26 protein-coding genes, 1 pseudogene and 2 riboswitches are annotated in these 24,729 nt (G+C 31.5%); of the genes and pseudogenes, 10 read left to right on the top strand and 17 right to left on the bottom strand.

The window, feature by feature from the left end:
* Positions 1-51 precede the first annotated feature (51 nt).
* Together mnmL and mnmM are read left to right on the top strand one after the other, a co-directional pair.
* A complete protein-coding gene (gene mnmL, locus KA894_RS00665; RefSeq protein ID WP_119487734.1) occupies positions 52-1,005 on the top strand; it encodes a tRNA modification radical SAM protein MnmL/YtqA in 954 nt (317 codons plus the stop codon).
* Positions 1,002-1,562: a tRNA 5-(aminomethyl)-2-thiouridylate-methyltransferase MnmM gene (gene mnmM / locus KA894_RS00660; RefSeq protein WP_096809097.1), complete on the top strand. Its 561-nt coding sequence runs from the start codon at positions 1,002-1,004 to the stop codon at positions 1,560-1,562. The genes mnmL and mnmM overlap by 4 nt, the downstream gene beginning before the upstream one ends.
* Positions 1,563-1,918: 356 nt before the next feature.
* On the opposite strand, the gene KA894_RS00655 is transcribed toward mnmM, so the two are convergent.
* From KA894_RS00655 to KA894_RS00645, 3 genes are all read right to left on the bottom strand, one after another.
* Entirely contained in the window at positions 1,919-2,320 is a 402-nt protein-coding gene (locus KA894_RS00655) for a transcriptional regulator, SarA/Rot family (RefSeq protein ID WP_103373558.1), read from the bottom strand.
* 149 nt (positions 2,321-2,469) lie between these two features.
* Complete coding sequence (locus tag KA894_RS00650; protein WP_103373559.1) at positions 2,470-3,426, bottom strand: L-lactate dehydrogenase; 957 nt, start codon at positions 3,424-3,426, stop codon at positions 2,470-2,472.
* Between the two features lie 333 nt (positions 3,427-3,759).
* Positions 3,760-4,584, bottom strand: a complete 825-nt coding sequence (locus tag KA894_RS00645; RefSeq protein ID WP_096823781.1) for an alpha/beta fold hydrolase — start codon at positions 4,582-4,584, stop codon at positions 3,760-3,762.
* Positions 4,585-4,852: 268 nt separating this feature from the next.
* Here KA894_RS00645 and KA894_RS00640 point away from each other — a divergent pair, with 268 nt between their 5' ends.
* On the top strand, positions 4,853-5,854 hold the full coding sequence (locus KA894_RS00640) for a proline dehydrogenase family protein (RefSeq protein WP_210133621.1): 1,002 nt from the start codon (positions 4,853-4,855) through the stop codon (positions 5,852-5,854).
* A 256-nt stretch (positions 5,855-6,110) separates the two neighbouring features.
* Here KA894_RS00640 and ribH read toward each other — a convergent pair whose 3' ends face one another.
* The 5 genes from ribH to KA894_RS00615 all read right to left on the bottom strand — a co-directional run bounded on the left by ribH (position 6,111) and on the right by KA894_RS00615 (position 11,619).
* On the bottom strand, positions 6,111-6,569 hold the full coding sequence (gene ribH / locus KA894_RS00635) for a 6,7-dimethyl-8-ribityllumazine synthase (RefSeq protein ID WP_096809086.1): 459 nt from the start codon (positions 6,567-6,569) through the stop codon (positions 6,111-6,113).
* Between the two features lie 11 nt (positions 6,570-6,580).
* Positions 6,581-7,762, bottom strand: coding sequence for a GTP cyclohydrolase II (ribA, locus tag KA894_RS00630; RefSeq protein WP_096809084.1), 1,182 nt, complete (start codon positions 7,760-7,762; stop codon positions 6,581-6,583).
* A 10-nt stretch (positions 7,763-7,772) separates the two neighbouring features.
* Positions 7,773-8,405, bottom strand: a complete 633-nt coding sequence (locus KA894_RS00625; protein ID WP_119487733.1) for a riboflavin synthase — start codon at positions 8,403-8,405, stop codon at positions 7,773-7,775.
* 6 nt (positions 8,406-8,411) lie between these two features.
* Entirely contained in the window at positions 8,412-9,455 is a 1,044-nt protein-coding gene (gene ribD / locus KA894_RS00620) for a bifunctional diaminohydroxyphosphoribosylaminopyrimidine deaminase/5-amino-6-(5-phosphoribosylamino)uracil reductase RibD (RefSeq protein WP_096809080.1), read from the bottom strand.
* A gap of 157 nt (positions 9,456-9,612) precedes the next feature.
* Positions 9,613-9,746, bottom strand: a riboswitch (FMN riboswitch).
* A gap of 391 nt (positions 9,747-10,137) precedes the next feature.
* A complete protein-coding gene (locus KA894_RS00615) occupies positions 10,138-11,619 on the bottom strand; it encodes an FAD/NAD(P)-binding protein (RefSeq protein WP_115342096.1) in 1,482 nt (493 codons plus the stop codon).
* Between the two features lie 142 nt (positions 11,620-11,761).
* Here KA894_RS00615 and KA894_RS00610 point away from each other — a divergent pair.
* Positions 11,762-12,703 (top strand): annotated as a pseudogene (locus KA894_RS00610) (glycine betaine ABC transporter substrate-binding protein).
* Between the two features lie 525 nt (positions 12,704-13,228).
* Here the strand turns inward: KA894_RS00610 and sagB are convergent.
* Positions 13,229-14,083 carry a peptidoglycan release complex glucosaminidase SagB gene (sagB, locus tag KA894_RS00605; RefSeq protein WP_096809076.1) on the bottom strand — a complete coding sequence of 285 codons (855 nt, stop codon included), beginning with the start codon at positions 14,081-14,083 and terminating at the stop codon, positions 13,229-13,231.
* Positions 14,084-14,246: 163 nt separating this feature from the next.
* Positions 14,247-14,471, bottom strand: a complete 225-nt coding sequence (locus KA894_RS00600; protein WP_096809074.1) for a hypothetical protein — start codon at positions 14,469-14,471, stop codon at positions 14,247-14,249.
* 222 nt (positions 14,472-14,693) lie between these two features.
* Between KA894_RS00600 and KA894_RS00595 the strand changes: the two genes are divergently transcribed.
* Positions 14,694-15,167: a sigma-70 family RNA polymerase sigma factor gene (locus KA894_RS00595; protein ID WP_096809072.1), complete on the top strand. Its 474-nt coding sequence runs from the start codon at positions 14,694-14,696 to the stop codon at positions 15,165-15,167.
* 15 nt (positions 15,168-15,182) lie between these two features.
* A complete protein-coding gene (locus KA894_RS00590; RefSeq protein ID WP_096809071.1) occupies positions 15,183-15,605 on the top strand; it encodes a competence protein ComK in 423 nt (140 codons plus the stop codon).
* Between the two features lie 7 nt (positions 15,606-15,612).
* On the opposite strand, the gene KA894_RS00585 is transcribed toward KA894_RS00590, so the two are convergent.
* The 4 genes from KA894_RS00585 to KA894_RS00570 form a co-directional block, all read right to left on the bottom strand.
* Positions 15,613-16,062, bottom strand: coding sequence for a hypothetical protein (locus tag KA894_RS00585; protein WP_107644566.1), 450 nt, complete (start codon positions 16,060-16,062; stop codon positions 15,613-15,615).
* 134 nt (positions 16,063-16,196) lie between these two features.
* Entirely contained in the window at positions 16,197-16,829 is a 633-nt protein-coding gene (locus KA894_RS00580) for a pentapeptide repeat-containing protein (RefSeq protein WP_210133620.1), read from the bottom strand.
* Between the two features lie 71 nt (positions 16,830-16,900).
* Positions 16,901-17,053, bottom strand: a complete 153-nt coding sequence (locus tag KA894_RS00575; RefSeq protein WP_159085238.1) for a hypothetical protein — start codon at positions 17,051-17,053, stop codon at positions 16,901-16,903.
* Between the two features lie 72 nt (positions 17,054-17,125).
* A complete protein-coding gene (locus KA894_RS00570; RefSeq protein WP_096809065.1) occupies positions 17,126-17,839 on the bottom strand; it encodes a transaldolase in 714 nt (237 codons plus the stop codon).
* Between the two features lie 287 nt (positions 17,840-18,126).
* Here KA894_RS00570 and KA894_RS00565 point away from each other — a divergent pair, with 287 nt between their 5' ends.
* From KA894_RS00565 to KA894_RS00555, 3 genes are read left to right on the top strand one after another with little or no spacing between them, the layout of a single operon-like run.
* Positions 18,127-18,432: a hypothetical protein gene (locus KA894_RS00565; RefSeq protein WP_096809063.1), complete on the top strand. Its 306-nt coding sequence runs from the start codon at positions 18,127-18,129 to the stop codon at positions 18,430-18,432.
* A 60-nt stretch (positions 18,433-18,492) separates the two neighbouring features.
* A complete protein-coding gene (crcB, locus tag KA894_RS00560; RefSeq protein WP_096809062.1) occupies positions 18,493-18,858 on the top strand; it encodes a fluoride efflux transporter CrcB in 366 nt (121 codons plus the stop codon).
* A complete protein-coding gene (locus KA894_RS00555; protein WP_096809060.1) occupies positions 18,855-19,211 on the top strand; it encodes a fluoride efflux transporter FluC in 357 nt (118 codons plus the stop codon). Before crcB ends, KA894_RS00555 begins: the two co-directional genes overlap by 4 nt.
* Before the next feature lie 80 nt (positions 19,212-19,291).
* On the opposite strand, the gene KA894_RS00550 is transcribed toward KA894_RS00555, so the two are convergent.
* The 3 genes from KA894_RS00550 to metK all read right to left on the bottom strand — a co-directional run bounded on the left by KA894_RS00550 (position 19,292) and on the right by metK (position 22,624).
* A complete protein-coding gene (locus KA894_RS00550; RefSeq protein ID WP_096809059.1) occupies positions 19,292-20,128 on the bottom strand; it encodes an aldo/keto reductase in 837 nt (278 codons plus the stop codon).
* 295 nt (positions 20,129-20,423) lie between these two features.
* On the bottom strand, positions 20,424-21,332 hold the full coding sequence (locus KA894_RS00545) for a nuclease-related domain-containing protein (RefSeq protein WP_096809057.1): 909 nt from the start codon (positions 21,330-21,332) through the stop codon (positions 20,424-20,426).
* Positions 21,333-21,427: 95 nt separating this feature from the next.
* Complete coding sequence (gene metK, locus KA894_RS00540; RefSeq protein WP_119488217.1) at positions 21,428-22,624, bottom strand: methionine adenosyltransferase; 1,197 nt, start codon at positions 22,622-22,624, stop codon at positions 21,428-21,430.
* Between the two features lie 112 nt (positions 22,625-22,736).
* Positions 22,737-22,849: riboswitch (SAM riboswitch) on the bottom strand.
* 154 nt (positions 22,850-23,003) lie between these two features.
* Between metK and pckA the strand changes: the two genes are divergently transcribed.
* Positions 23,004-24,593, top strand: a complete 1,590-nt coding sequence (gene pckA, locus KA894_RS00535) for a phosphoenolpyruvate carboxykinase (ATP) (protein ID WP_096809053.1) — start codon at positions 23,004-23,006, stop codon at positions 24,591-24,593.
* Positions 24,594-24,729 lie beyond the last annotated feature (136 nt).

The following is a 24,729-nucleotide window of genomic DNA, read 5'->3' as shown; positions in this document are numbered from 1 at the left end:
AAAATATGTTAAAATCTTTAACTAGAACGAATTTAGAAAGGAAAATGTTATATGGGACAATTTTTCCCTTACGCATTCGAAAACAAACGATATCATACTTGGAATTATCATTTAAAAAATAAATTTGGCCAAAAAATCTTCAAAGTTGCAATTGATGGAGGATTTGATTGTCCGAATAGAGATGGCACAGTTGCTCATGGCGGTTGTACATTTTGCTCAGCAGCAGGAAGCGGCGATTTTGCTGGTAACCGTGTCGACTCTATAGATGTTCAATTTCAACAAATCAAAGATAGAATGCATGAAAAATGGCACGAAGGACAATATATTGCTTATTTTCAAGCTTTTACAAATACACATGCGCCAGTAGAAGTTTTGCGAGAAAAATACGAAACGGCATTAAAAGAACCTGGTGTTGTAGGTTTATCTATAGGAACACGCCCAGACTGTTTACCAGATGATGTAGTAGAATATTTAGCCGAATTAAATGAACGTACATATTTGTGGGTAGAATTAGGTCTACAAACAGTTCACCAAAAAACTTCTGACTTAATTAATCGTGCGCATGATATGGAAACTTACTACGAAGGTGTTGCAAAACTACGTAAGCATAACATCAATGTGTGTACACATATTATTAATGGGCTGCCTGAAGAAGATTATGACATGATGATGGAAACTGCTAAAGAAGTTGCACAAATGGATGTTCAAGGTATTAAAATACATTTGTTACACCTACTTAAAGGTACTCCAATGGTAAAACAATATGAAAAAGGTATGCTTGAATTTATGTCACAAGACGACTATACAAATTTAGTTTGCGATCAACTAGAAATTTTACCAAAAGAAATGATTGTACACCGAATCACTGGTGACGGCCCAATAGATTTAATGGTTGGCCCTATGTGGAGTGTTAACAAATGGGAAGTACTTAACGAAATCGATGATGAATTAGCTAGAAGAAATTCCTACCAAGGAAAAAACTATGAAAGTATTATCAAATCATGAAAATAGAGCGTATTTTACCATTTTCTAAAACACTCATCCAACAACATGTATCTGCGGACAGCATTGTTATTGATGCTACTTGTGGTAATGGTAATGATACTGAATTTTTGGCACAACAAGTACCAGATGGTAAAGTGTATGGTTTTGACATTCAGGACATTGCAATACAAAACACTAAAACTAAAACTAAAACATTTAGACATGTCCATTTAATTCATGATAGCCATGCCAATATAAAACAATATATTCCAAGAGAGGAACGTGGACATATTGACGCAGCTATTTTCAACTTAGGATATTTACCTAAAGGAGATAAATCCATCGTTACAAATCCTAACAGTACCTTAGCTGCTATCAATTCGATATTTGATATATTAGCGCCCGAAGGCATTATCGTTTTAGTTATTTACCATGGACATGAGGAAGGTAAAACAGAACGTGATGCATTATTAAACTACCTTCAACATTTTGACCAAAATAAAGCACATATATTGCAGTATCAGTTTATTAATCAACAAAATCATCCACCATTTATTTGTGCTATTGAAAAAAGATAACGTACTATTTAAATAAAAACATATAGAACAGGAAACGTATTTGTCTAAGTGATACCATCGCAAAACAATTTTAGAATAGCTTACCAGAGCATCTATGTAACGAAGCATGTTTATCTCTAAATGACTTCATCGCTATTTTAATTTGATATCAAACGTATTTCATCTTCACTTACTTCTACGAGAAAAACAAGAACACCATCTATTTTCCTCATATAACTATCTAGGAAATTTAAAATAATACACATAATAAAAGTACACCTCTTTTTGAAATAGAGGTGTACTTTTATGTTAAGTATGAGTCGTTGATACCCATATTTTTTGAGGTTAATAACAGTTTTCCAGACTTTAATTATTCCCTATAAATTTAAGATAGATTTAAGACTTGATTGAATAGATGACGATTTTTCATCAATTTCTTCTTTAAAGTAATCTAAAAGCGCTTCCCTTTGAGCTTCTAAATCTTCATTGAAATGAATAATTACTGTACGTTCATCATTAACTGGTCTTTCTTTAATGATCCATTCTTTTTCCACTAAATCGTTATACGTTCTTGTACGTTTATAAGATTTAATTTGTACAAAATCATCCATTTCCTTTAAAGTCATTGATCCTTCTTGCCATAATGTTAAAAGAATTAATATTTCTTCTTTCGACATTTTATATTGTTTCTGTACTTTTTCAAAGATATCATCAATATCATTTAGTACATGTTCCAATCTAAGGACACTATCTACCATGTCAGTAATTGTCTTCCCCATAGAAATATCCCCCAATCATAATATTAAGTTAAACATGTAAAATTAATTCATCAAAAAAATCATTCGTTACAAAATTTATTACTGTCAGAAAAAATTTTGATATTTTCAATAAAATTAATCTTATATACAGTTTAAAATTAAATTATGAATTATGCAATTAGTTGGTTGATTTTATTTTGCATTTCTTTCAAAATTATGGCAGAATTTTCAAACAATTTACTTTCGCTACTATTTAATTGTGTTTCATAAACTTTTACCGCACCATTTCTATTGATTAATGTTGGTACACCAATGTATACATCAGTTTGGCCATATTCACCATTTAGATAACTGGAAACGGGGAGAACCACATTTTGATTTTTTAAAATGGCTTGTGTAATACGAATTAACCCCATAGCGATACCATAATAAGTAGCGCCTTTCGCTTTAATAATGTCATATGCTGCATCACGTGTATTTATAAATATTTCATCTATTCTATGTTGTTTGTCTGGGTTATCTTTTAAAATGTCATATAATGATTGGCCTGCAATATTAGCCTGTGACCACACAGCTAATTCTGAATCACCATGTTCCCCGATAATTTGTGCATCAACGCTCCAAGGAGATACATTAAATTCTCTTGCGAGTTCATATTTAAAACGCGCAGTATCCAATATTGTACCTGAACCAATAACTTGCGCTTTTGGCAAGCCTGATACTTTTTGCGTTACATATGATAATACATCTACTGGATTTGTAGCTATTAGAAAAATACCATTAAATCCTGTTTGCATAATAGTCGAAACAATTTCTTTAAATATTCTTGTATTTTTTTCCACTAAATCTAATCGTGTTTCTCCTGGTTTTTGAGCAGCACCCGCGGTAATAACAATTAAATCTGCGTTGCTACAATCTTTGTAAGATCCTGCTTTTATCTTTATAGGTGAGCCCCCATAAGGTGCACTGTGATTTAAATCTGCAACATCACCGTGTACTTTTGTTTCATCTAAATCAATGATGACTAATTCATCTGCTATTCCTTGGGAAACTAATGCAAACGCATAACTAGAACCAACTGCACCATCACCTATTAATACCACTTTATTTCCTTTACTGTATTTCATATTATGACTCTCCTTATATTTAAAGTAAATCATCGCTTATTGTGATTTATTTCACAATTTAAATATAACACTTTCTTCGCTAAAGAGCAATCGTTTATTGTGATTTATTTCACAAAATTTCCGTTTCTTCTTCCTCGTTTTATAAATGAGAAAGAGCGAGACAAAACCAAAATTTGGTTTCGTAGACTCGCTCCTAGTTAAAGATGCTACATCGTATATCTAATTATAATTAATACTGCAAGTTTTTACTGACATCTATTGTTTTCTTATAAGAAGCGTCTTTCAAAACGATGGCGTCCATGCTTTGTATTGCTTACACTTTAATTTCCCACTCTATGAAAGCTCGTGTTCATCATGGACGATAAAGCCAATATTACTTGTACTGTTATTAAGAAATGCTAAAATATATCGCATTACTTCGTCTCTTTCAGGTTCATTATGTATTTCATGATATAAACCCTTCCAAGCTTTAAAATATAATTCTTCAGTTTCAATATTATCTTTCACTAAATGCATAGTTGGAATATCAGACACTTTGTCTTCGAGCCCATACATTAATAATACAGGAAGTGGCTTAATATCTTTTAAGTGTGTTACTGTTTCTTTCATGATTTCGATGATTTGTTTATACCAATGATATGTCACTTTTTGTAACATGAGTTGATCTTCTTTTGCTTCTTCGATTACCTCATCGTTACGTGTTAAATCTTCAACGGTTATGCCTACTTTGAATCTTGTGTCTTTAGTTAATTTACCTACATTAGATAATATCTTATCTTTTCTAGTTTTATTATTTTTTTTGAATTCCAGCAATGGTGAAATAAGCATCAATCCTTCAATAGGTACTTCCACTTTTTCTAGTAAGTTTAAAATAATAAGTCCGCCAAGTCCTACACCTAAAAAATAAGTTGGAAGTTTATATTCATTTGCTATTCTAATCCATTCTAGTACATGTTCGTGATATACTTCGAAATTTTCTATTTGTCCTTTATTAGAACGCGTAGTTTGACCTTGCCCAGGTAAATCACCCATGATAACGTGATAGCCATTTCTACGTAGCATTGTTATTACATACGCATATCTTCCTGTATGTTCGAGCATGTTATGGGCAATTACAATGACACCCTTAGCTTCATTTTCAGTTTCCCATTTCCACATATTCCATACTTCCCCTTCTCCAATAATTTCATTAAATATATTGTATCAAAATATGATGCACGTTTGCCATTTTAAACGCATAAATTATGTTGTCTTAAGTTCATTGTTTTTTTAAAAATAAATATTATAACTATATCAATCAGTCATCCGATAGTGTAGTCTGTGATATTAAGCATAATAAATTTTATTGTAAACGATTTCATTACTATTAGATTCATGCTACACTATTATTGAAAGCATAGCTATTAGCAGGATGGGAGGAATTAATATGCCAATTGTGAAAAATTTTTTTATAGGGTTATCTAATAATCCCTTTTTAAATAAAACAGCTAAGGAAATAGGTCCTATGTTTGGGGCTAAAAAAGTCGTTGCTGGAAATACGATTACTGACTTAGTAGACACAATTGAACGTTTAAATAACAAAGGAGTCACTGTTACTGTGGATTGTCTTGGAGAATTTGTTTTAAATGAAGGCGAAGCGATACAGGCCAAAGACCAAATATTAGAAGTGATGTATGCAATATACAACCACAGCTTAGATGGTCACATGTCTATTAAACTAAGCCAACTCGGTTCGGAGTTTGATATTGACCTTGCTTATCGTAATTTACGCGAAATATTACTAAAAGCAAATGAATTTGGTAATATGCATATTAATATAGACACTGAGAAATACGATAGCTTATTTGATATTACTCAAGTGTTAGATCGACTAAAAGGTGAATTTAAAAACGTAGGTACAGTTATTCAAGCTTATTTATATAAAGCAGATGCACTTATCGATAAATACCCAGAACTGCGTTTACGTATGGTAAAAGGTGCATATAAAGAAAATGAAAATATTGCTTACCAAACTAAAGAAGACATTGACGAAAATTACATACGTTTAATTAAAAAAAGATTATTAAACGCTAATAATGTCACTTCTATTGCTACACACGATGATAAAATAATCACACATATTAAACAGTTTATTAAAGATAATAATATTGAAAAAGATAAATACGAATTTCAAATGTTGTACGGTTTCCGATCAGATTTAGCAGGATTACTTGCACGTGAAGGAAATCATTTTTGTATATATGTTCCGTATGGTGATGATTGGTTCAGCTACTTTATGAGAAGATTAGCAGAACGTCCACAAAACTTAAATCTAATGTTTTTAGAATTAATGAAACCTGAAATATTGAAAAAAACAGGCTTTGTAGCCAGTTTGTTAACAGCTATTGGCGTATCTAGTGCATTAATATATAAAGTATTAAAAAAATGATTTATGCCGCTTAACAAGCATGAGAGCCAGAAACATTTATGTCTCAGGCTCTCATTTAGTATTAACAGCAAATCTCTCGGTTCTAAATATTGTTATAATTACATTTGCCTATGAAAAACAACAAAAGGATTTAAAATTCAAAAAGTTTTTCACCATTTTTTATATTATAAATTAAATTCATCTTAACTTATGGGATATCGTTCCATAATAAGAAGTCTTAGTAAACGCTATTACTATAGAAGTATGCTAATGCTGATTATATTTCGCTTAATAAATTAGCCATTTCGATTGCACTTACTGCCGCTTCAGAACCTTTGTTTCCAGCTTTAGTACCAGCACGTTCTACAGCTTGTTCAATATTCTCAGTCGTTAATATTCCAAATATTACTGGTGTATCTGTTACATCATTTGCTTTTGACACGCCTTTTGCTACTTCATTACACACGTAATCATAGTGAGAAGTTGATCCTCTGATTACACATCCTAAAGTGATTACTGCATCATATTCACCTTTTTGAGCTAACTTTTTAGCCACTAATGGAATTTCAAAAGCACCTGGTACATATGCCACATCAATATTTCCAGCCGAAACTTCGTGTCTTATTAAGGTATCTTTTGCACCATCTAACAAACGATTCGTGATGAAATCATTAAATCTACTTACTACAATTGCTACTTTTAAATTTGATCCTATTAATTTACCTTCAAAATTCATTTTTTTGCCTCCTATATTAAATGACCCATTTTTTCTTTTTTTGTTTTCATATAATCTTGGTTATATTTATTTGTAGGAACTATCAAATCAATTCTTTTGGCAATATCGATGCCATAATTTTCTAAACTACCGAATTTTTTAGGGTTATTACTTAATAAATTAACGCGTTTTACACCTAAATACTTTAAGATTTTTGCAGCATTTTGGTAATCTCTTAAATCCTCTTCAAAACCTAAAGCAATATTCGCAGAAACTGTATCATATCCCTGCTCTATCAATTCATAAGCTTTTAATTTATTAATTAAACCAATGCCTCTACCTTCTTGGGGTAAATATAAAATGATACCACCATTTTCACTAATATATTCCATTGAGGCAGCAAGTTGCTCTCCACAATCACATCTTTGACTGTGAAAGATATCTCCAGTCAAACAAGCAGAATGGATACGTACATTTTCGGTTTCTTTGATTTCACCACTAACAATGGCTACTATTTCTTCTTCATTGTTTTGAGTTGAAAATCCATACATATCAAAGTTACCGTAATCTGTAGGTAGTTGTACTTTAGCTTTAGCTTCAAGCGGCGCATCAGTATTTTTTCTGTAATTTTCTAAGTCTTCAATAGATATCATTACAAGCTGATGCTTGTTTTTAAATGCTTCTAAATCGTCTCCTTTAGCCATTGAACCGTCCTCATTCATTATTTCACAAATGAGTGCTGCCGGTTTCGCTCCCGTTAAAAGAGCTAAATCAACAGATGCTTCTGTATGACCACGTCTAGCTAACACACCATTATCTTGAGCAATGAGCGGAAATAAATGCCCTGGTCTGTTAAAATCATTAGCTTTAGTTTGCTCATCAATTAAAGCTTTAGCTGTAAGCATTCTTTCATCGGCACTAATACCAGTTGTTGTATCGATGTGATCAATACTGACTGTAAATTGAGTACCATAAATATCTGAGTTATGGTTAACCATTGGATTAAGCTCTAAGTCTTGCGCTATTTTTTTACTTATGGGCGCGCAAATAAGCCCTCTGCCATATTTAGCCATAAAATTTACCGTGTTCTCATACATCCATTCTGTTATGGCTACTAAATCTCCTTCATTCTCTCTATTTTCATCATCGACCACTATGATACTTTCGCCATTTTTAAGCGCTTTTAATGCTTTTTCTATACTATCTAATTGCATATTACCCCTCCTAGAACCCAAAAGATTTTAGTTTTTCAGAACTCAAACCTGAATCATTATTTCCAACTATTTTTTCTACATATTTAAATAACATATCCGTTTCTATGTGAACTGGATCACCAACACGTTTTTGATTTAATATAGTGGATTTTCTTGTTTCCGGTATAAGGTGAATATCAAATTCTGACTCTTTCAACTGGAAAACAGTCAAACTCACACCATCTATAGTGATAGAACCTTGTTGTACCATTTGATTTATAATGGATTTAGATGGTTTAATTGTTACAATTTTAGAATTATCTGAGTTCTGTATTCTAGTGATTTTAGCTACTTCATCTGTGTGACCAAGCACAAAGTGACCACCAAATCTTCCTTGACCACTCATCGCTCGTTCTAAATTCACTTCGTCGGATTGATTCAACCGGTTTAAATATGTTTTATTCTCAGTGCCTTTAATCACCTGTACTGAAAATGTTTGGTTATCAAAACATACTACTGTTAAACAAACACCATTCACACTGATTGAATCGCCAATATGCACATCAGATAAAATTGTCTGACAATCAATGGTTAAATTAACAATTGATTGCTGGGTTGTCATTTTTTTAATCGTACCTATTTCTTCCACAATGCCAGTAAACATATTAATTCACTTCTTTCGCAATTCTAATTTAATGTTTTGCTCAAGCACTTGAGAATTTACAATTTCAAATTGTGGTGCCTCTGATAAATTAAATACATTTTCTGTTTTAAAAAATTGATAATCACCAGAACCACCTATCATTTTCGGGGCATAATATAAGATAAGTTCATTCGTATAATTAGATTGAAGAAATTCAGAAGTAATCGTAGGGCCGGCTTCAACTAAGACACGCCCAATCCCTTTTTGATATAAATCTTTTAAAATGTTTTCAAGAGAACAGTTTGAACAATGAATGACTTCTACATGTTCAATATCTGATTTTAATTTTTCTTGTTCTGTATAAATCCAAATAGGCACATTAGATTGGTTAAACATATCTAAATCAAAGTCAATTCGACCTGATTTTGAAAGTATAATACGGATAGGATGCTTACCTTCTTCTATTCTGGTAGTATATTGAGGGTTATCAGCATTTAATGTGCCAGTTCCTGTTATCACAGCGTCATGTTTATGTCTAAGCATAAACACATCATTTTTGACTGATTTATTTGTAATCCATTTACTTTCACCTTTATCAGTAGCTTGTTTACCATCTAAACTACAAGATACTTTCACTGTAACTTCCGGAATACCTTGTCTTTTAGTTATAAAAAAGTCTTTATATAAGGCTTCTGCTTCAGGTTTATGACGAAATTCCACTTTGACTCCAGCATGTTGTAAGATTTCATCACCTCTAGATGTCAAAGTTGTATCTTTAACAGCATAGACTACTTGTTTAATACCAAAATCTATAATTTTATTAACGCATGGTGGCGTTGAACCATAATGAGAGCAGGGCTCTAAAGATATATAGATTGTGCCACCTGCAGCTGTTTCGTTTGCCATGTCCAAAGCTTGAACTTCAGCATGTTTATCACCTTTTTGTAAATGGGCACCTATGCCAACGATTCTACCTTGATTAACTACAACAGCACCAACAGGCGGATTTATTCCTGTTTGACCGTCTACCATTTTTGCCAATTGAATTGCATAATTTAAATATTGACTCATAATAATCACCTCTAAATAATAAAAAACACCTGAAATGGTTTTCAGGTGTGGGATATATTTCGATATAACATGATTTGTTTAACATTAAATACACTTTTCGAAATGATAGAAAAATGTACACTAAATAAACACTCTAAGCAGTGCTGTTTGTTATACTCCATTCTTTCTCCCATCCAGACTATACTGTCGGCTCTAGATTCTCACTAGATCAGCCACATTTGTAAAAACAAATGCAGGTCGCAGGCTTTATTTACTGCCGGTTGGGAATTTCACCCTGCCCCGAAAGAACATTTATGAAATTGTAATTGATGATTGAGTCAAGTAACTTTTTAAAGCTACAACGTTATCGTACTATATTTTATGGTAAAAAACAATTCTTATTACTTAAGTCGGTTTTGTTTATCTGTTGAAAACACTTCAATTCCTTGTGACAACAAGATTTTCAAGAAATTTTTTATAAAAAATTAAAACAACTAAACGTTAAACATCATTAATAAACTAATTAAAACTTTTATGTGTTTACTTAAATATTAATCTGTTAAAAAGTCAAATTACTTTTACGTATTATAATTAAAATAACCAATACAAACTATTTAGTAAGGTCACATGTATATGATCAAGTGTTCGCTAAACATATTTATATAAATAGTAAAGATAGGTTTCAGTTCATATATTATTTAGACTAGCACTTATTTTGATCGCGGTTTAATAAATTTTCTACCACACTAACAGCTTGTTTTACAATCATTGTTACGCCGTTACGAGATTGATTAATCCCATTTGTCAATTGACCTAAAGCGAACATGTTTTTTAAAGTACCATACCGTGGGCTTATAATTTGATTTGTTTCAGGAATAATCTGTATGCCGCCTAATGGGTGTGCCTGAACAACTTGTCTATTTTCTAAGTTTAGAATCAATTGATCATCATTATCTAACTCTGACAAATGTGATTTTGAACCCGTTGCATTGATTACAACATCAAATTTATCAATCGCTTTGAAATCATCTTCATACTTAAACCAGAAATGCTGGCCATCATGTTTTACATCTTCTAGCCCTTTTTTTATTTCAATTTGTCCGTTTTGAATATGGTTTATAATTAATCTTGCTGTACGTGGAGGCATTGGGTTAGAATTCTCTTTTAATATAGATTGGTAATTTCGTAAAAAAGTTTTTTGATCGTCTCTACTAAAACTATTCCATATCCAATTGAGATTTTCTTTTGCTAATTCAAGAATGCTTTGAAATTTACCCAATATTTCTTTGTGTTCTAAATCATATGTTAAATCCGCAATAGGGTCGCCTTTTCTTCTATGAACTAATTTTTCTACTGGAATATCATAATACGTACAGTCTTTTCTAAATAATGTTAAAGCATCTTCTAAAGGCACATTCCCCAAGTTTTCTTTTTTGATTTTATTAAAGTTTTCAGGTGTAACGTATTTAAACTGAATTTCTGGCATATTGCCTCTTACACTAGGTAAATGACCTTTTCGGCTAGTCACGGAAATAGGTAAATTTGGGTGATGCGCAGTTACAAATCGAATAACATCTAAACTTGCTAGCCCCGTACCAATAATAGCTATTCTGTCTGTGCTATCAACTTCGTTCAATGTGTCATAAGTCGGGTATGGCGTTTGTATGTATCCCGGTGTTCCTTTTAATTGATAAGGATCATGATACGATAACGTACCAACTGTTAAAAATACAATATCGTATTGTTGTTGGCAATCTGGTTTTTCAGATGTACAGACGACATATTTTATATTTGTCTCGCCTATATCTGCATCTATAAACACTTCTAAAACTTCTTTTTTAATCATTTGAATATTTTTATATTGTTTATGATATGTTTCTAAATAGTCTTTCATATAATGGCCAAATATAAATCTAGGTAAATATTCTGGATTGGAAAATTTAAATATAGATTGTTGTTGATACCATTCATAGAATTCGCGTTCATTTTTCAAGTTGAGAGACATTTGTTTAGCCGGCAAATTGATAAGCAATTGATCGCTGTCATTTTGAAATGGTATACCTTGCCCCATATTTTTAGGATTATCGTAAACATCTACTTTCATTTGGTCGAACTCATCATATTTCACTAATTCTTTTAATAAACTAACGCCTGCAGTTCCCATGCCAATGATAGCTATACGCATTTTATTCACCCTTACTTTTATTAATTTATATTTAGTATATCAATGATTGTACGCTTATTACATGTTAATGAATTATGTTATTATTATACAAAATTAATAGTTATGTTAACATTAAAATATTGTATCAAAACTTATTTAAGATATAAGGAGTTTAAAAACAAACTATTTTAAAAGGATTATCTATCTATTAATAACTAGTACAATATTATTAGTAAGTTGTGATTTGCCCGGCCTCTCGGGTGGTAAATCTAAAAATTCTGTTAAAATTTCCGCTTTAGCTACGAGTGAATCGCAAATCATGGCTTATATGCTCAAAGGTTTAATTGAACATGATACGCAAAGCACAATGAGTGCTTCAATCATAAATAATGTAGACTCAGCCACAATCTAGCATTACGCCTTAATACATGGGGATGCTAATATTTCAAGTACGCGCTATACTGGAACCGATTTGGTTGGCGTGCTGGAACAGCAACCCATTACAGATACAAATAGAGCAATATCTGTTACTCAAAAACTGTTCAACCAAAAATTTAATCAAAGATTCTTTAATTCTTATGGTTTTGAAAATACCTTTGCATTTATAGTCACAAAAGAAACCGCAAAGAAATACAATTTACGTTCTATTTCAGGTTTAAAAAAGTAAAAGATCAAGTCAAAGTTGGTACAGATACTACGTGGATTAAACGAGGCGGCGATGGTTATGTTCCGTTCAAAGCACATTATGGATTTGGTTTTAACGATTTAAAGCCAATGCAAATCAGCCTTGTATATGACGCTTTAAAAAATAATAAACTAGATGTCGCACTTGGTTATACAACAGATGGCAAAATATCAGCATATGATTTAGTAGTGCTTAAGGATGACAAACATTTTTTCTCCATATGATGCAAGTGCAGTAGCACCAAATGAATTATTACAAAAACGTCTACAGATTAAAGCATTAATCAATAAGTTAGACCATAAAATTAATACAGAACAAATGCAAAAGCTTAATTATGAAGCTGATGGCAAAGATAAGGCACCAGCGATGATAGCCAAAGAATTCTTAGAAAAAAACAATTATTTTGATAGTGATAATTAAAACAGTGATTGAATATTATGGATAAATATTGTGTATATTCTGCAGTTTAATGTTACTATGGTTTCAAAGATTAGGAAGTGATTAAATGAAATTGATTATAAAAGTGATTATATCAACAATCTTATTGTTTTTACTGTTTGGCAATAAAAATAAAGCTGAATAAACCAACGCTACTCAAGTAACAACAAAATTTATCAATGTGTAAGTAGTCATATATTCGATATCATAAGAAACTGGATATTAATCTTATAATTTTTCTTCAAAAAGATTTCTTTAGTTTGAATTTTTGAGGGCTCATTTTATATTAAAACTTCGATGTAACTTTACTTCATCGCTGAGGCCACGCCTTGAATTGTAATCGCAAGATACATTAGCATTAGATATAAAAAGCGTGGCTCGACAGGTTAAAACATTTCATAAAACAAAGAAAACGTCAATTTCTTTAATTTTAATAGAAATTGACGTTTTCTTTGTTTTAGCTAGAGATATTTATATCCTATCTCTTTATATTTATCAATGTATTGATTATGTGTCTTGATGTTTTTTATCATCTTTGTAGACAAAATATTTATAGTATTTACCTTCTGTTTTCATATCTTTATAGAAATCTGCCATTAAGCTTGCATTACTTTCAGCCCACTTAATATCTGTAGCATATTGATGTTCACCAGGTTTTTTTGGATTCCAGCGCATACTATATAAAGTGTTTTGATCTTTGTTAGATAAGAAATGGCCATGAATAAAATTAGCGCCTCCACTAATTGCTTTTTCTGGTGTATCCCAACCATGTTTTTTCGCATATTCAGCACCAGTTTTCACAGGATCCTCATCTAAAGCACCTACACCAAAGAAATTATAATATTTCTTCCCGTCAATCTCGACGCCGCTAGATAATTCACTCTTAGCTGAACCAGTTTCAAGTATTGCATGTGAAATTAAGTATACTTCATTAACATGTTTTTCTTTAGCTGCTTTTATAAAATCATCTGAATGCTCTAAAAGTATAGGGTTATCAATAAGCATTCTTTTTATTCTATTTTCATCAATACCTTGATACTTATCTAGTTCCAAAAATTGATACTTTTGAGTATCACTCTCAATAAAATTACTACTATTCATTGCTGCTTTAATTTCAGTTGATGATGCATCTCTCCAAGTATCATTGTTTTTACTTGAAACTTGTTGACTTGTGTAGTTATCTATTTGTTTTTTTGCTGCTTTATCTAAAGTAATATTGAGCTGCTCTACTTTTTCTTGTTGATTAACTTCTTTAAAAAAGATTTGATCTGAAATCATTGAAAATACAATGACTGCAGCTACTACAAGTACTATCAATAAACCAATAACTGATAGTATTGAGCCTTTCTTATGCTTCGTCATGTTCACACCTCATAGGTAATAATAGAAATATTAAGTCTCTTTATTATATACACGATTATAAAAGACTATCTGAAATTAAATTCTAACACTAAATAGTTGAACGTACAATTTTATATGTTTGTTGTTACATATTCATAAAAAAAGTAATGAAATTTTAATTTCATTACTCTTGACTTTTATTATATTCCATAATTATAAAACTCACTGCTTGCGATCTGTTTTTATAATAATAGCGATTTAAATCAATTGTACCTTCTATCTCACCGTCACGATACATCATTTCTTTTGTAAGATTATTAATCATAACGAAATCCGATTTATCTTTAATCGTATCTAAATCATTATGTCTAGCAAAGAAATGTTCTAAATTTAAATGTGCGTAATCCATATAAACCTCCTGATTTATTGTCCGAAGATAATACAAAACTCTAAAGTGTTATATCTTTAAGTTGAATACGCGTGGATGTTATAAAACTTAAATTTTATCTATCTTATTAGTTCTATTTAACACCTATTGTCAATATTTAGCAAATGAAAATTACTATCTTTTCCAATAAAATAAACTTATCCGGAAATAAATGTTATATATATATGACAATGGAGCTCAATAATGCCTTTCGAACAACTCTATTTTCAATTCAAACATATTATTTTTATTTTACTAAACAAATACCGTATTAAGTATAATCGAGAAGAATATACTCAATTACTCACTATCAAAATGTGGGAGTTAACGCAAAATTACTTACCACATCATACTTACTCTTTGGGTCAATTCCTTTATAACCGCTTAAACTACTATTTAATAGACCTTTTCCGATGCCAAAATCAGAAAACAAACATCCTATATTTAACAGAACAAATAGATGAACAAACTAACAACACTGATATTACTAATAACCATCTAATGTATCAACATTTTTTACAGCAATTAACGGAAAAAGAGAGACAGTGGCTGATATTAAAACTTTCTGGTTATAAGCAAAGTGAGTTAGCATGTATGCTAAATTGTTCCATTTCTACAGTAAAAAATTATCGAAAAAAAGTTCAAAAAAAGTATTATAAATTTTATTCACCAAAATAAGATTAGGAGCCTAAAATGACACAAATATCAAAATTATTGTACCTTAAAACAGTTATTAGTGATGAACTTATGACTATTGGCCAATATACAACACATCAATTTAACTATCCTACTTCAATGATGCCAACGGTTCACTATTTATTAGACACATATCGATTATCGCTCCCTCATCAAATTAAGGAAGCCAAGCAAATATTAAAAATCCGAAAAATGGTCCCCATATTTATTAATTCACATATAACCTTATTCCCACTTAAAGCTAAGCGCGCTCCTTTGCAATACTATATCAACGCAAATGCTATTGTTGGGATTAAATCACACAATAATAAGTCAATCATCTATTTTGAAAATGCAACATTTATTATAGTTGATGTTCCATATACATTTGTATATAAAAAATGGCAAGAAAGTATAACACTGTCTCACCTAATGCAATAAAATATAATTATAATGACCTATTATGTTTATACTCTAATAATTTTTTCGTAAAATAACCAGTCACCTTTTGAATCAAGTAGATACTAATAATTAGTAATAATACTGACCCAACTAACGTTAAAATAACTACAGTGCTAGATAACTGTACTTCCGGTTTAATAAAATATTGAACTGATGATAAGCTTGATAGTAAAGCAAACAAGAATACACCTAATAAAACGATATATGTAAATAAAATGCCAAGTAATAACATAAAGAAATAAGATGATGAAGCTACTTTTTCTTTAAAAATATAATTGTTTAAAAACTGATTTGAAAATGCGATTGGACGATTAAGTTCCTCACCATGATCCATTTTCGTAACTTCTGATAATACTTGGTCTAGTTGTTGTTTTTCTTTTTTATTTAAAAACCATAAATGCTTTTTTACTTTTTGTTTAAAAATATTTGCCTTCATTAAAAGTTTCTCCTTAAATATATTAAACGTATACTACCTTTATAAAGAATAAGTTATTTATTTCACGGTTTCAATCATATTATTCATATTTTTAAAACTAAATACGTCTAAAATAATTTGTATTTTCAACTACTTTAGTCGATAATTTCTAAGCCCATTAATATTGCAAATTGTAGTGCCTGTTCTCTAGAAACTTTACATCCGAACAAGTCTTCTTTATTAACTTGTATGGATTTAAAAAATGCTTGGCTTATATCACAGTGTTTAAGTGGGGTTTGGTAAAATGAGTCATCTTCTAAATTAGTACCTTCTAATTGTATATCGTTTAGTTTTGTATTATAAAAAACCGCACTACCTAAAAAACTGTCACTTGTTAAAAAACTATCAATTTTAGCATCGATAAAACCTATAAAATCAGCTTTTACTTCTTCGAACCAGACGTGCCCAATACTTACCTTTTTAAATTGAACACCAGTAAGACGACAACCCTTGAAAATCACTCTATGTATTGAACCAAAATCGATTTTTACATTAGACAAATCACAATTTTCAAAAATAACATCTGTAAAGTCTACCCGATTAAAATGTGAATGAGATAAATCACAATTTTTAATTACTGAACTGTAAATCATTAATTTATCTAATGTAACATTACTTAACTGAGATTCAGTTATATCTGCCCTCTCAATGACGCCATCATATTTAAAAACATCATCTAATAACCCTGTATCTAAATTCATTGCTATCTTTGGTTGTTGTAATTTCACTGTTACGCACGACCTCGTTTCACCCTTTTATTTTAAATTATTTTTAATATAATCCATACGTTAATATAAATTCAAATTTTAAATGTAAATGATGCTAATCGCTGAGTAAAATAAGCATTATACCATTTAATAGAAAATGAGAGCCTAGGATAAATTAATATCCTAGGCTCATCTTCATTGTTAACAATGGATGACTGGGCTAAAAAGCGCTGCAGTTCTGGCATTTTTCTTAGCCACCCTTGCTAGATAAAATCACGAAACCTGTTAGAAAATAAATTTCTGTTTCGTTCTGTCTATTATAAAATTGAAAGTCCTGAAGATTGGATGTCTTTTGCAAATCCTTTAACTGTATCAACTGATAGTTCATTGATGTCACGGCCAAGATTATTGTTTACTTTTTTAACAACATCTGCAGGACATGTGATAATATCAGCGCCAACTTCGTCAGCTTGAATCACATTGATGACTTCACGACAACTTGCCCATAATAATTTTACGCCTGCTTTGCTGTGCGTTATTTCAGCAGCCTCTTTCATCATTGGGATTGGGTCAACGCCAGTGTCAGCAATACGACCAGCAAATACTGATACATAAGTTGGTACACCTTCTGTTATAGCGTCTGTAATTTCTTTAACTTGATCTAAAGTGTAAACAGCAGTGATGTTTAAGCGAACATTTTCTGCTGATAATTTTTTGATTAGAGAAATAGTTGATTCACCTTTTGTGTTCACAACTGGAATTTTAACAAATACGTTACTGCCATATTGTTTTAAAATTTCAGCTTCTTTTGCCATAGTTTCTAAATCATCAGCAAATACTTCAAATGAGATAGAAGCATCAGGAATTTCACGAACAGCTTCTTCAGCGAAAGCTTTATAGTCTGTTACACCTGCTTTTGCCATTAAACTTGGGTTAGTTGTAAAACCATCTACTTGTTTATTTTTATAAGCTGCTTTCATTTCTTCAATATCTGCACCGTCTGCAAACACTTCAACATTTAATTTTGCCATTACTAATTCCTCCTGACTAAAATAAATAATTCTATAAAGAATTATTTTTATAACGGTCAATAACCATACAGTTTATTTATACCATCTTTTTTTAATAAATTCTATTTATCTGCTTATAATCAAAAATTTTTCAGAATAAACATTAATGCTACAGTTGTTGTAAACCCTATAGTGACAACTTTCAAACTCTTGATTTATATATTAAATTATTTTACTTATTGTAAATTTAGTTAAATTTAAGTTAATATATGATATTATTACTAAATGAATTGCACTAGGAGGTTATTATGGCACGCTCAAAACTTTATTTTTATTTATCATGCATTTTAATTATTATTAGTTTTTATTTTAATACTAGAAACCCTCTACTAAATATGCACTTTAATTCAATGGTTAAACTTATTTTTGTTTGTAGTATTATCAATGCTATTATATTAATTATTTCAATTATATTTTCTGATAAATCCATAAAACATTTACACGAAAATTCGGGTTGGATTAGACCAGCTAGTAAAGCTTTACCATATATCATATTAGTTGTGTTAGTGATTCATATTATTGCTTCACTTTCCACTTTTGGTATTATTTTCTAATATTCACTACAAAAGTTATAATACTTTTGTAGTTTTATTTTTTGAAGGGAAGTTATAATAGTGCAATATGTATATATTTTCGTTGGAGGAGCTATTGGTGCATTGATCCGCTATACTTTTTCAATATTAAACTACACTGATGGTTTCCCGACCGGGACATTCCTCGCAAATATCTTGGGCGCTTTTTTAATGGGATTACTAGGAACCATGGCAATACAATATTTTAACAACAACCCTCAACTTAAAAAGGGTATTACTACTGGATTACTAGGGGCCCTTACAACGTTCTCTACCTTCCAATTTGAACTTATTGGATTTTTACACCAGCAAGCTTACGCAATGCTAATTATCTATGCGTTGGTTAGCTATATACTAGGTGTATTAGTTTGTTATATTGGCGTAAGATTGGGGGCACGTTTCTCATGACTCAAGTTATTTTGGTGATGTTAGGTGGCGGTATTGGTGCAGTCATTCGAGGATTTCTTACTAACGTGTTTGCCAACAAAATAAATAGTACTTTACCTGTAGCTACACCTTTTGTAAATATCTTAGGTAGTTTTATTATTGGTTTAATCATGGGTATGTCCCTCAATATTCCATGGGTAGATTCATTTTTAGTAGTTGGTATACTTGGAGGGCTAACTACTTTTTCAACGCTTTCTTCAGAATTAGTTAAGATGTTAACACCAGAAAAAAATATCCTTAATTTTATTACCTATTCATTAATACAATATGTAGTAGCTTTTATTGCATGTTTATTAGGTTATATAATAGTATAATTTTTTATTAATAAGACCGTAAGCTTTGCTATTAGTCAGCATTCGCTTACGGTCTTTAGTATTATACCAATATATATTTTTTAATTCCCGCTAAATTCTAAAGGGTCTGGACCAATTCTTTTATCTTCATTTAATTGGTCTAAACGTTCAATTTGTCCTTTTGTTAATACAAAATCAAACACGTTTAAGTTTTCTTCTATCCTTGATGGCGTTACAGATTTAGGAATTACAACTACGCCGTGTTCAACATTCCATCTTATAATGACTTGCGCAGGCGTTTTACCAATTTCTGAAGCTACTGCTTTAACGGTAGCGTCTTCTAAAATTTGGGCGTTCATTAAGGGAGACCATGATTCAGCCTGTATATTTTGCACTTCCAAATATCTTCTCAATTGGGACTGAGTTAAGTATGGATGGAATTCAATTTGATTGATGACTGGTTTAATCGAAACTTGTGCTAATAACGCTTCAAGATGTTCAGTATTAAAATTACTTACACCAATATTTTTAACTTTATCGTTTTTATATAAATCTTCCATACCCTGCCATGTATCAATCATTAACGCTTCATCAAGACCAGGCCAATGCATTAAATATAAATCTAAATAATCTAGCCCTAATTTATTTAAACTAGTCTCATAAGCATCTGCTACGTTAACGCGACCATAATCCGCAAGCCATAGTTTAGATGTGATAAACAAGTCACTTCGATTCAATCCTGTTGAAGCCAATCCCTCAGCTATACCTTGGCCAACCATTTCTTCGTTCTCATAAACCATAGCTGTGTCTATATGTCTATAACCACTTTCAATAGCATGTTTAACTGCTGCTTTACACTCGTCGTTGTTTTCTACACGAAATGTACCTAAACCAATAATTGGCATTTCATTGCCATTATAAAAAGTTACATGTTCCAAATTTAAAAACCCCTCTTCTATTAAGCTAACTTTTATAATAATCAAAATCGGCAAACTAATAAATTAAAATGCCTATATTTTTAAATGTAATTTATCAATATTTGTAACGGCAACTATATATTAATGTAATTTATAATTTTTATTAATAACAAAAAAGTTCGAGGTATACTCATAGGTTATCAGGTAGCGTTAAATGTAAAAATGCATCTCCATTCAAAAATGAAGATGCATTCTATTTTGAATATGGCTATTTATAACTCAAACTCAAATTCAGATGCTTATTTATATAACTTTATTAATTAAACATTTCTATTTCTTCCATAACACGTTGCAAGTCTTCAACATTATATTGAATTCTGCCGTGGAAAACAAACTTGTTAAAGTACTCATCAAGTTGTTCTGGTCCTACTAGAACTTTCGAATTTGTACTTTGTGCGTAATTTGAAATTGTCACTGCGCCTTCTTCCTTTGGATTAAAATAAAGGATTGAAGTTGGAGTGAATTTCAAATTCAATTCAGTTTGTAAATCACCAGCAAGTTTTTCAACTTCATTTAAATAATTCGTGTAATTAACAAATGATAACGTATCTTTATCCTCATTTTGATCCATCGCTAATGTTTGCGGCGTTTGTTTGTCAAGATCTAACGTTTCAAATACTTGTTCCATCATCGGTTGTTCTTTAAATTGTGTAGCATTAATTCCATTAAATACATGACCTTTTAATAATTGTGAATCAATAATGTACAAACCAGTTCGTGTAAGTACTAAATGGCTAATACGGCGAACGTCACTAAAATTATTCTTTGGCAAGAAAATATTAGCCATTATATGCATGTCTTCTGGACGGATCCGTTTTTCATTTACTAAACGTTCACGGATACCAATTAATCGCATGTCCGTCACATATTCACTTTCATTTTTAGAGAATAATTTTAAAGCATCTATTTCTTGATTTTTAGAATTAACTGTGGCCTCATATTCTTCTTTTTGCTTAGTTACTTGCTTTTTATTCTCAATTCTTTCTTTTTCTAGCTCCTCGCCATGTTCATCGCTAAGTTTTTGTTCTCTAGATTTATATTGTTCCTCGATTGTTTGCTGTGCTTTTTTCTTACTTTTCAAGGCTACTAAAAATAGGATTAAACAAATAACTGCTACGATAATTGCCACGATTAAACCAATTTCTATCGGTCCAAATGAATTCATAACAACAACGCTCCTTTATATGTTCAGTAACTTAATTATAATAGATATGAGCTCATCATTCGATAGTAAACTTAAAAAAACAAGGTTCTTTTCACCTATACTTGCACACTATCTTTTAATAAATTAACTTTATCTAGTTTTTCCCACGGTAGAAGTATATCTGTACGCCCAAAATGACCATAGGCAGCAGTTTGTTTATAAATTGGATGTTTTAAATCTAACATTTTAATTATACCCGCTGGTCTTAAATCAAAGTGTGCTCTGACCGCTTCCACTAATTCTGCTTCACTTACTTTACCTGTTCCAAAAGTATCAATCGCAATAGAAACCGGTTCTGCAACACCAATTGCATATGCAAGTTGAACTTCACATTTTTCTGCAAGTTCTGCTGCAACTATATTTTTAGCTACATAACGTGCAGCATAAGTTGCTGAACGATCTACTTTTGTAGGATCCTTCCCACTAAAGCAACCACCACCATGACGTGCGTAACCACCATATGTATCTACGATAATTTTTCTGCCTGTAAGTCCTACGTCGCCCTGTGGTCCACCAATTACAAATCGCCCTGTAGGATTGATATAAAATCTTGTATGCTCATCAATTAAACCTTCAGGGACAGTAGGATAAATAACATGTTCTTTGATATCAGTCTGAATTTGTTCCAAAGTAATATTTTCAGCATGTTGTGCTGAAACTACGATCGTATCTATACGTTGCGGTTTGTCTTGCTCGTCATATTCAACTGTAACTTGGACTTTACCATCAGGGCGTAAATATTTTAAAATTTCATCTTTACGTACATCTGATAATCGCTTAGCAAGTTGATGTGATAAAAAGATAGGTAATGGCATATAAGTATCAGTTTCATTTGTTGCGTAACCAAACATTAAGCCTTGATCTCCTGCACCTGTGGCCTCGATCTCTTCTTCTGTAAGATGATCTCGGTACTCTAAGGCATTATCCACGCCTTGAGCAATATCAGGTGACTGTTCGTCAATAGCTGTTAATATAGCCATTGTTTGGCTATCATAACCGAATTTCGCACGTGTATAACCAATTTTTTTAATTGTTTCTCTTACCACTTTAGGGATATCTACATATGTCGCCGTTGAAATCTCCCCGGAAATTAATGCCATACCTGTTGTTACTGTTGTTTCACAAGCGACCCTTGCATTTGGATCATTTTTTAAAATTTCATCTAAAATTGCATCCGATACTTGATCCGCAATCTTATCTGGGTGCCCTTCTGTAACTGATTCTGAAGTAAATAACCTTCTATTATAAGTCATAATTAACTTGCTCCTTTAGTTTTAAATTACGAAAATTCTCTTTTATTGAGCTCATTAAAAAAAGCCTTCGTCACTATTATGAATAGAGAGAAGGCCTTTATACGTCCATTCGCTCTTATCGTTCAGACGCTATTTGTCTGCAAACGGTTTGGCACCTTTCTTCATTATAAGAAGAGGTTGCTGGGCTTCATTGGGTCCATGTCCCTCCGCCACTCAGGATAAGAGAATCCGTTAATCACTATAGTACCTAAACTAAGTAACATTGTCAATTTAGGATTAATTAAAATTCCTTTTAAAATGGTGTGGACTATTAAATCATATGTGTTATACTCTTTAATTGTAAAGGCTTACATTTAATATAGCGTTGGAGGGATTTAGTATGGCAGTAGATACATACACTTACACAAATAAAATCCAAAGTATTTTGGACAAGCAATCTTCATTATTTCAACTATCTACAACACAGTTGTATAAAAAAATTCTTGATAATAATGAAGGCGAACTAACTGAACTAGGTGCAATTAACGCTAAAACAGGCAAATACACTGGACGTTCACCAAAAGATAAATTCATTGTTAATGAACCATCCTACAGAGATGATATCGATTGGGGCAATATCAATCAACCAATTGACGAAGAGACATTTTTAAACTTATATGAAAAAGTATTAAATTACTTAAATGAAAGAGATGAATTGTACGTTTTCAATGGTTATGCAGGTAGTGATGAAGATTCACAACTCAAACTAACAGTAGTTAATGAACTCGCTTGGCATAACTTATTCGCACAAAATATGTTTATTCGTCCAGATTCAAAAGAAGAAGCAGAAGAAATCAAATCAGATTTCACTATTGTTTCAGCGCCCCATTTCAAAGCAGACCCAACTCAAGACGGTACAAATTCCGAAACATTTATTATTACTTCTTTTAAGCACAAACTTATTTTAATTGGTGGTACTGAATATGCTGGTGAAATGAAAAAGGGTATTTTCTCAGTTATGAACTACTTATTGCCAAAAGATGATATCATGAGTATGCACTGCTCAGCTAATGTCGGTGAAAAAGGTGATGTGGCGCTATTTTTCGGCTTATCAGGTACAGGTAAAACAACACTTTCTGCAGATGCCAACCGAAAGTTAATCGGTGATGATGAACATGGTTGGAATGAAAATGGCATATTCAATATCGAAGGTGGTTGTTACGCCAAAGCTATTAATCTTTCTTATAAAAAAGAACCACAAATTTATGACGCAATTAAATACGGGACTATTTTAGAAAATGTGGTTGTAGACGAAGACGGTGATATCGACTTTGATGATAACTACTACACAGAAAATACCAGAGCCGCTTATCCAATCAATCACATAGAAAATATTGTTACACCTTCTAAAGCAGCGCATCCTAATACTATTATTTTCTTAACTGCTGATGCTTTTGGTGTTTTACCACCTATTTCTAAATTAAATAAAGATCAAGCAATGTATCATTTTTTAAGCGGTTTTACAGCTAAATTAGCAGGGACTGAACGCGGTGTAACAGAACCTGAACCATCATTCTCAACTTGTTTTGGTTCACCTTTCTTACCATTACATGCAAAAGTATATGCTGATTTACTTGGTAATCTGATAGATAAACACGATGTGGACGTTTACTTGGTCAACACTGGTTGGACTGGTGGTAAATACGGGACAGGACGTCGTATTAGTTTAAATTACACAAGACAAATGGTTGAACAAGCTATCACTGGCCAATTGAGAGACTCGGAATACATCAAAGATGATATGTTTGGCTTAAATATACCAGTTGAAATTAAAGATGTACCACAAACGCTACTTAATCCTATTAATGCATGGAGTAAGCCAGAAGCTTATAGAGAACAAGCACAAGATTTAATTGATAGATTTAAACATAACTTTGAAAAATTCGGCGATGAAGTTTCAGATTTAGCTGAAAATGGCGGATTTAAATAAACGTTATATCAGTATGCTTCTCGCTATCGTGTCATATTTAAAAGTCCCTGGGACATAAATCCCAGAAAAATAGCACTCAGATGATTTAATTCAATTCATCTGAGTGCTTCTTTTGATTCAATACTTCGTATTGTTG

This window comes from Staphylococcus sp. GDY8P131P (assembly GCF_017891975.1).
GTDB lineage: Bacteria > Bacillota > Bacilli > Staphylococcales > Staphylococcaceae > Staphylococcus > Staphylococcus nepalensis.
The sequence above is the reverse complement of the archived record's forward strand: the minus strand, read 5'-3'. Positions and strand labels throughout refer to the sequence as shown.

Bases quoted from the DNA above. Each gene is read 5' to 3' on its own strand.
- KA894_RS00615 (WP_115342096.1), bottom strand. From the start codon at position 11,619: ATGCGTATAGCTATCATTGGCATGGGAACTGCAGGCGTTAGTTTATTA.
- ribH (WP_096809086.1), bottom strand. From the start codon at position 6,569: ATGAATTTTGAAGGTAAATTAATAGGATCAAATTTAAAAGTAGCAATT.
- ribD (WP_096809080.1), bottom strand. From the start codon at position 9,455: ATGAGTCAATATTTAAATTATGCAATTCAATTGGCAAAAATGGTAGAC.
- mnmL (WP_119487734.1), top strand. From the start codon at position 52: ATGGGACAATTTTTCCCTTACGCATTCGAAAACAAACGATATCATACT.
- KA894_RS00585 (WP_107644566.1), bottom strand. From the start codon at position 16,062: ATGAAGGCAAATATTTTTAAACAAAAAGTAAAAAAGCATTTATGGTTT.
- KA894_RS00570 (WP_096809065.1), bottom strand. From the start codon at position 17,839: ATGGCAAAATTAAATGTTGAAGTGTTTGCAGACGGTGCAGATATTGAA.
- KA894_RS00650 (WP_103373559.1), bottom strand. From the start codon at position 3,426: ATGAAATACAGTAAAGGAAATAAAGTGGTATTAATAGGTGATGGTGCA.
- KA894_RS00575 (WP_159085238.1), bottom strand. From the start codon at position 17,053: ATGCCAGAACTGCAGCGCTTTTTAGCCCAGTCATCCATTGTTAACAAT.
- KA894_RS00645 (WP_096823781.1), bottom strand. From the start codon at position 4,584: ATGTGGAAATGGGAAACTGAAAATGAAGCTAAGGGTGTCATTGTAATT.
- pckA (WP_096809053.1), top strand. From the start codon at position 23,004: ATGGCAGTAGATACATACACTTACACAAATAAAATCCAAAGTATTTTG.
- ribA (WP_096809084.1), bottom strand. From the start codon at position 7,762: ATGCAATTAGATAGTATAGAAAAAGCATTAAAAGCGCTTAAAAATGGC.
- KA894_RS00625 (WP_119487733.1), bottom strand. From the start codon at position 8,405: ATGTTTACTGGCATTGTGGAAGAAATAGGTACGATTAAAAAAATGACA.
- mnmM (WP_096809097.1), top strand. From the start codon at position 1,002: ATGAAAATAGAGCGTATTTTACCATTTTCTAAAACACTCATCCAACAA.
- KA894_RS00640 (WP_210133621.1), top strand. From the start codon at position 4,853: ATGCCAATTGTGAAAAATTTTTTTATAGGGTTATCTAATAATCCCTTT.
- KA894_RS00595 (WP_096809072.1), top strand. From the start codon at position 14,694: ATGCCTTTCGAACAACTCTATTTTCAATTCAAACATATTATTTTTATT.
- metK (WP_119488217.1), bottom strand. From the start codon at position 22,624: ATGACTTATAATAGAAGGTTATTTACTTCAGAATCAGTTACAGAAGGG.
- KA894_RS00565 (WP_096809063.1), top strand. From the start codon at position 18,127: ATGGCACGCTCAAAACTTTATTTTTATTTATCATGCATTTTAATTATT.
- KA894_RS00545 (WP_096809057.1), bottom strand. From the start codon at position 21,332: ATGAATTCATTTGGACCGATAGAAATTGGTTTAATCGTGGCAATTATC.
- KA894_RS00655 (WP_103373558.1), bottom strand. From the start codon at position 2,320: ATGGGGAAGACAATTACTGACATGGTAGATAGTGTCCTTAGATTGGAA.
- KA894_RS00590 (WP_096809071.1), top strand. From the start codon at position 15,183: ATGACACAAATATCAAAATTATTGTACCTTAAAACAGTTATTAGTGAT.
- sagB (WP_096809076.1), bottom strand. From the start codon at position 14,083: ATGACGAAGCATAAGAAAGGCTCAATACTATCAGTTATTGGTTTATTG.
- KA894_RS00600 (WP_096809074.1), bottom strand. From the start codon at position 14,471: ATGGATTACGCACATTTAAATTTAGAACATTTCTTTGCTAGACATAAT.
- KA894_RS00555 (WP_096809060.1), top strand. From the start codon at position 18,855: ATGACTCAAGTTATTTTGGTGATGTTAGGTGGCGGTATTGGTGCAGTC.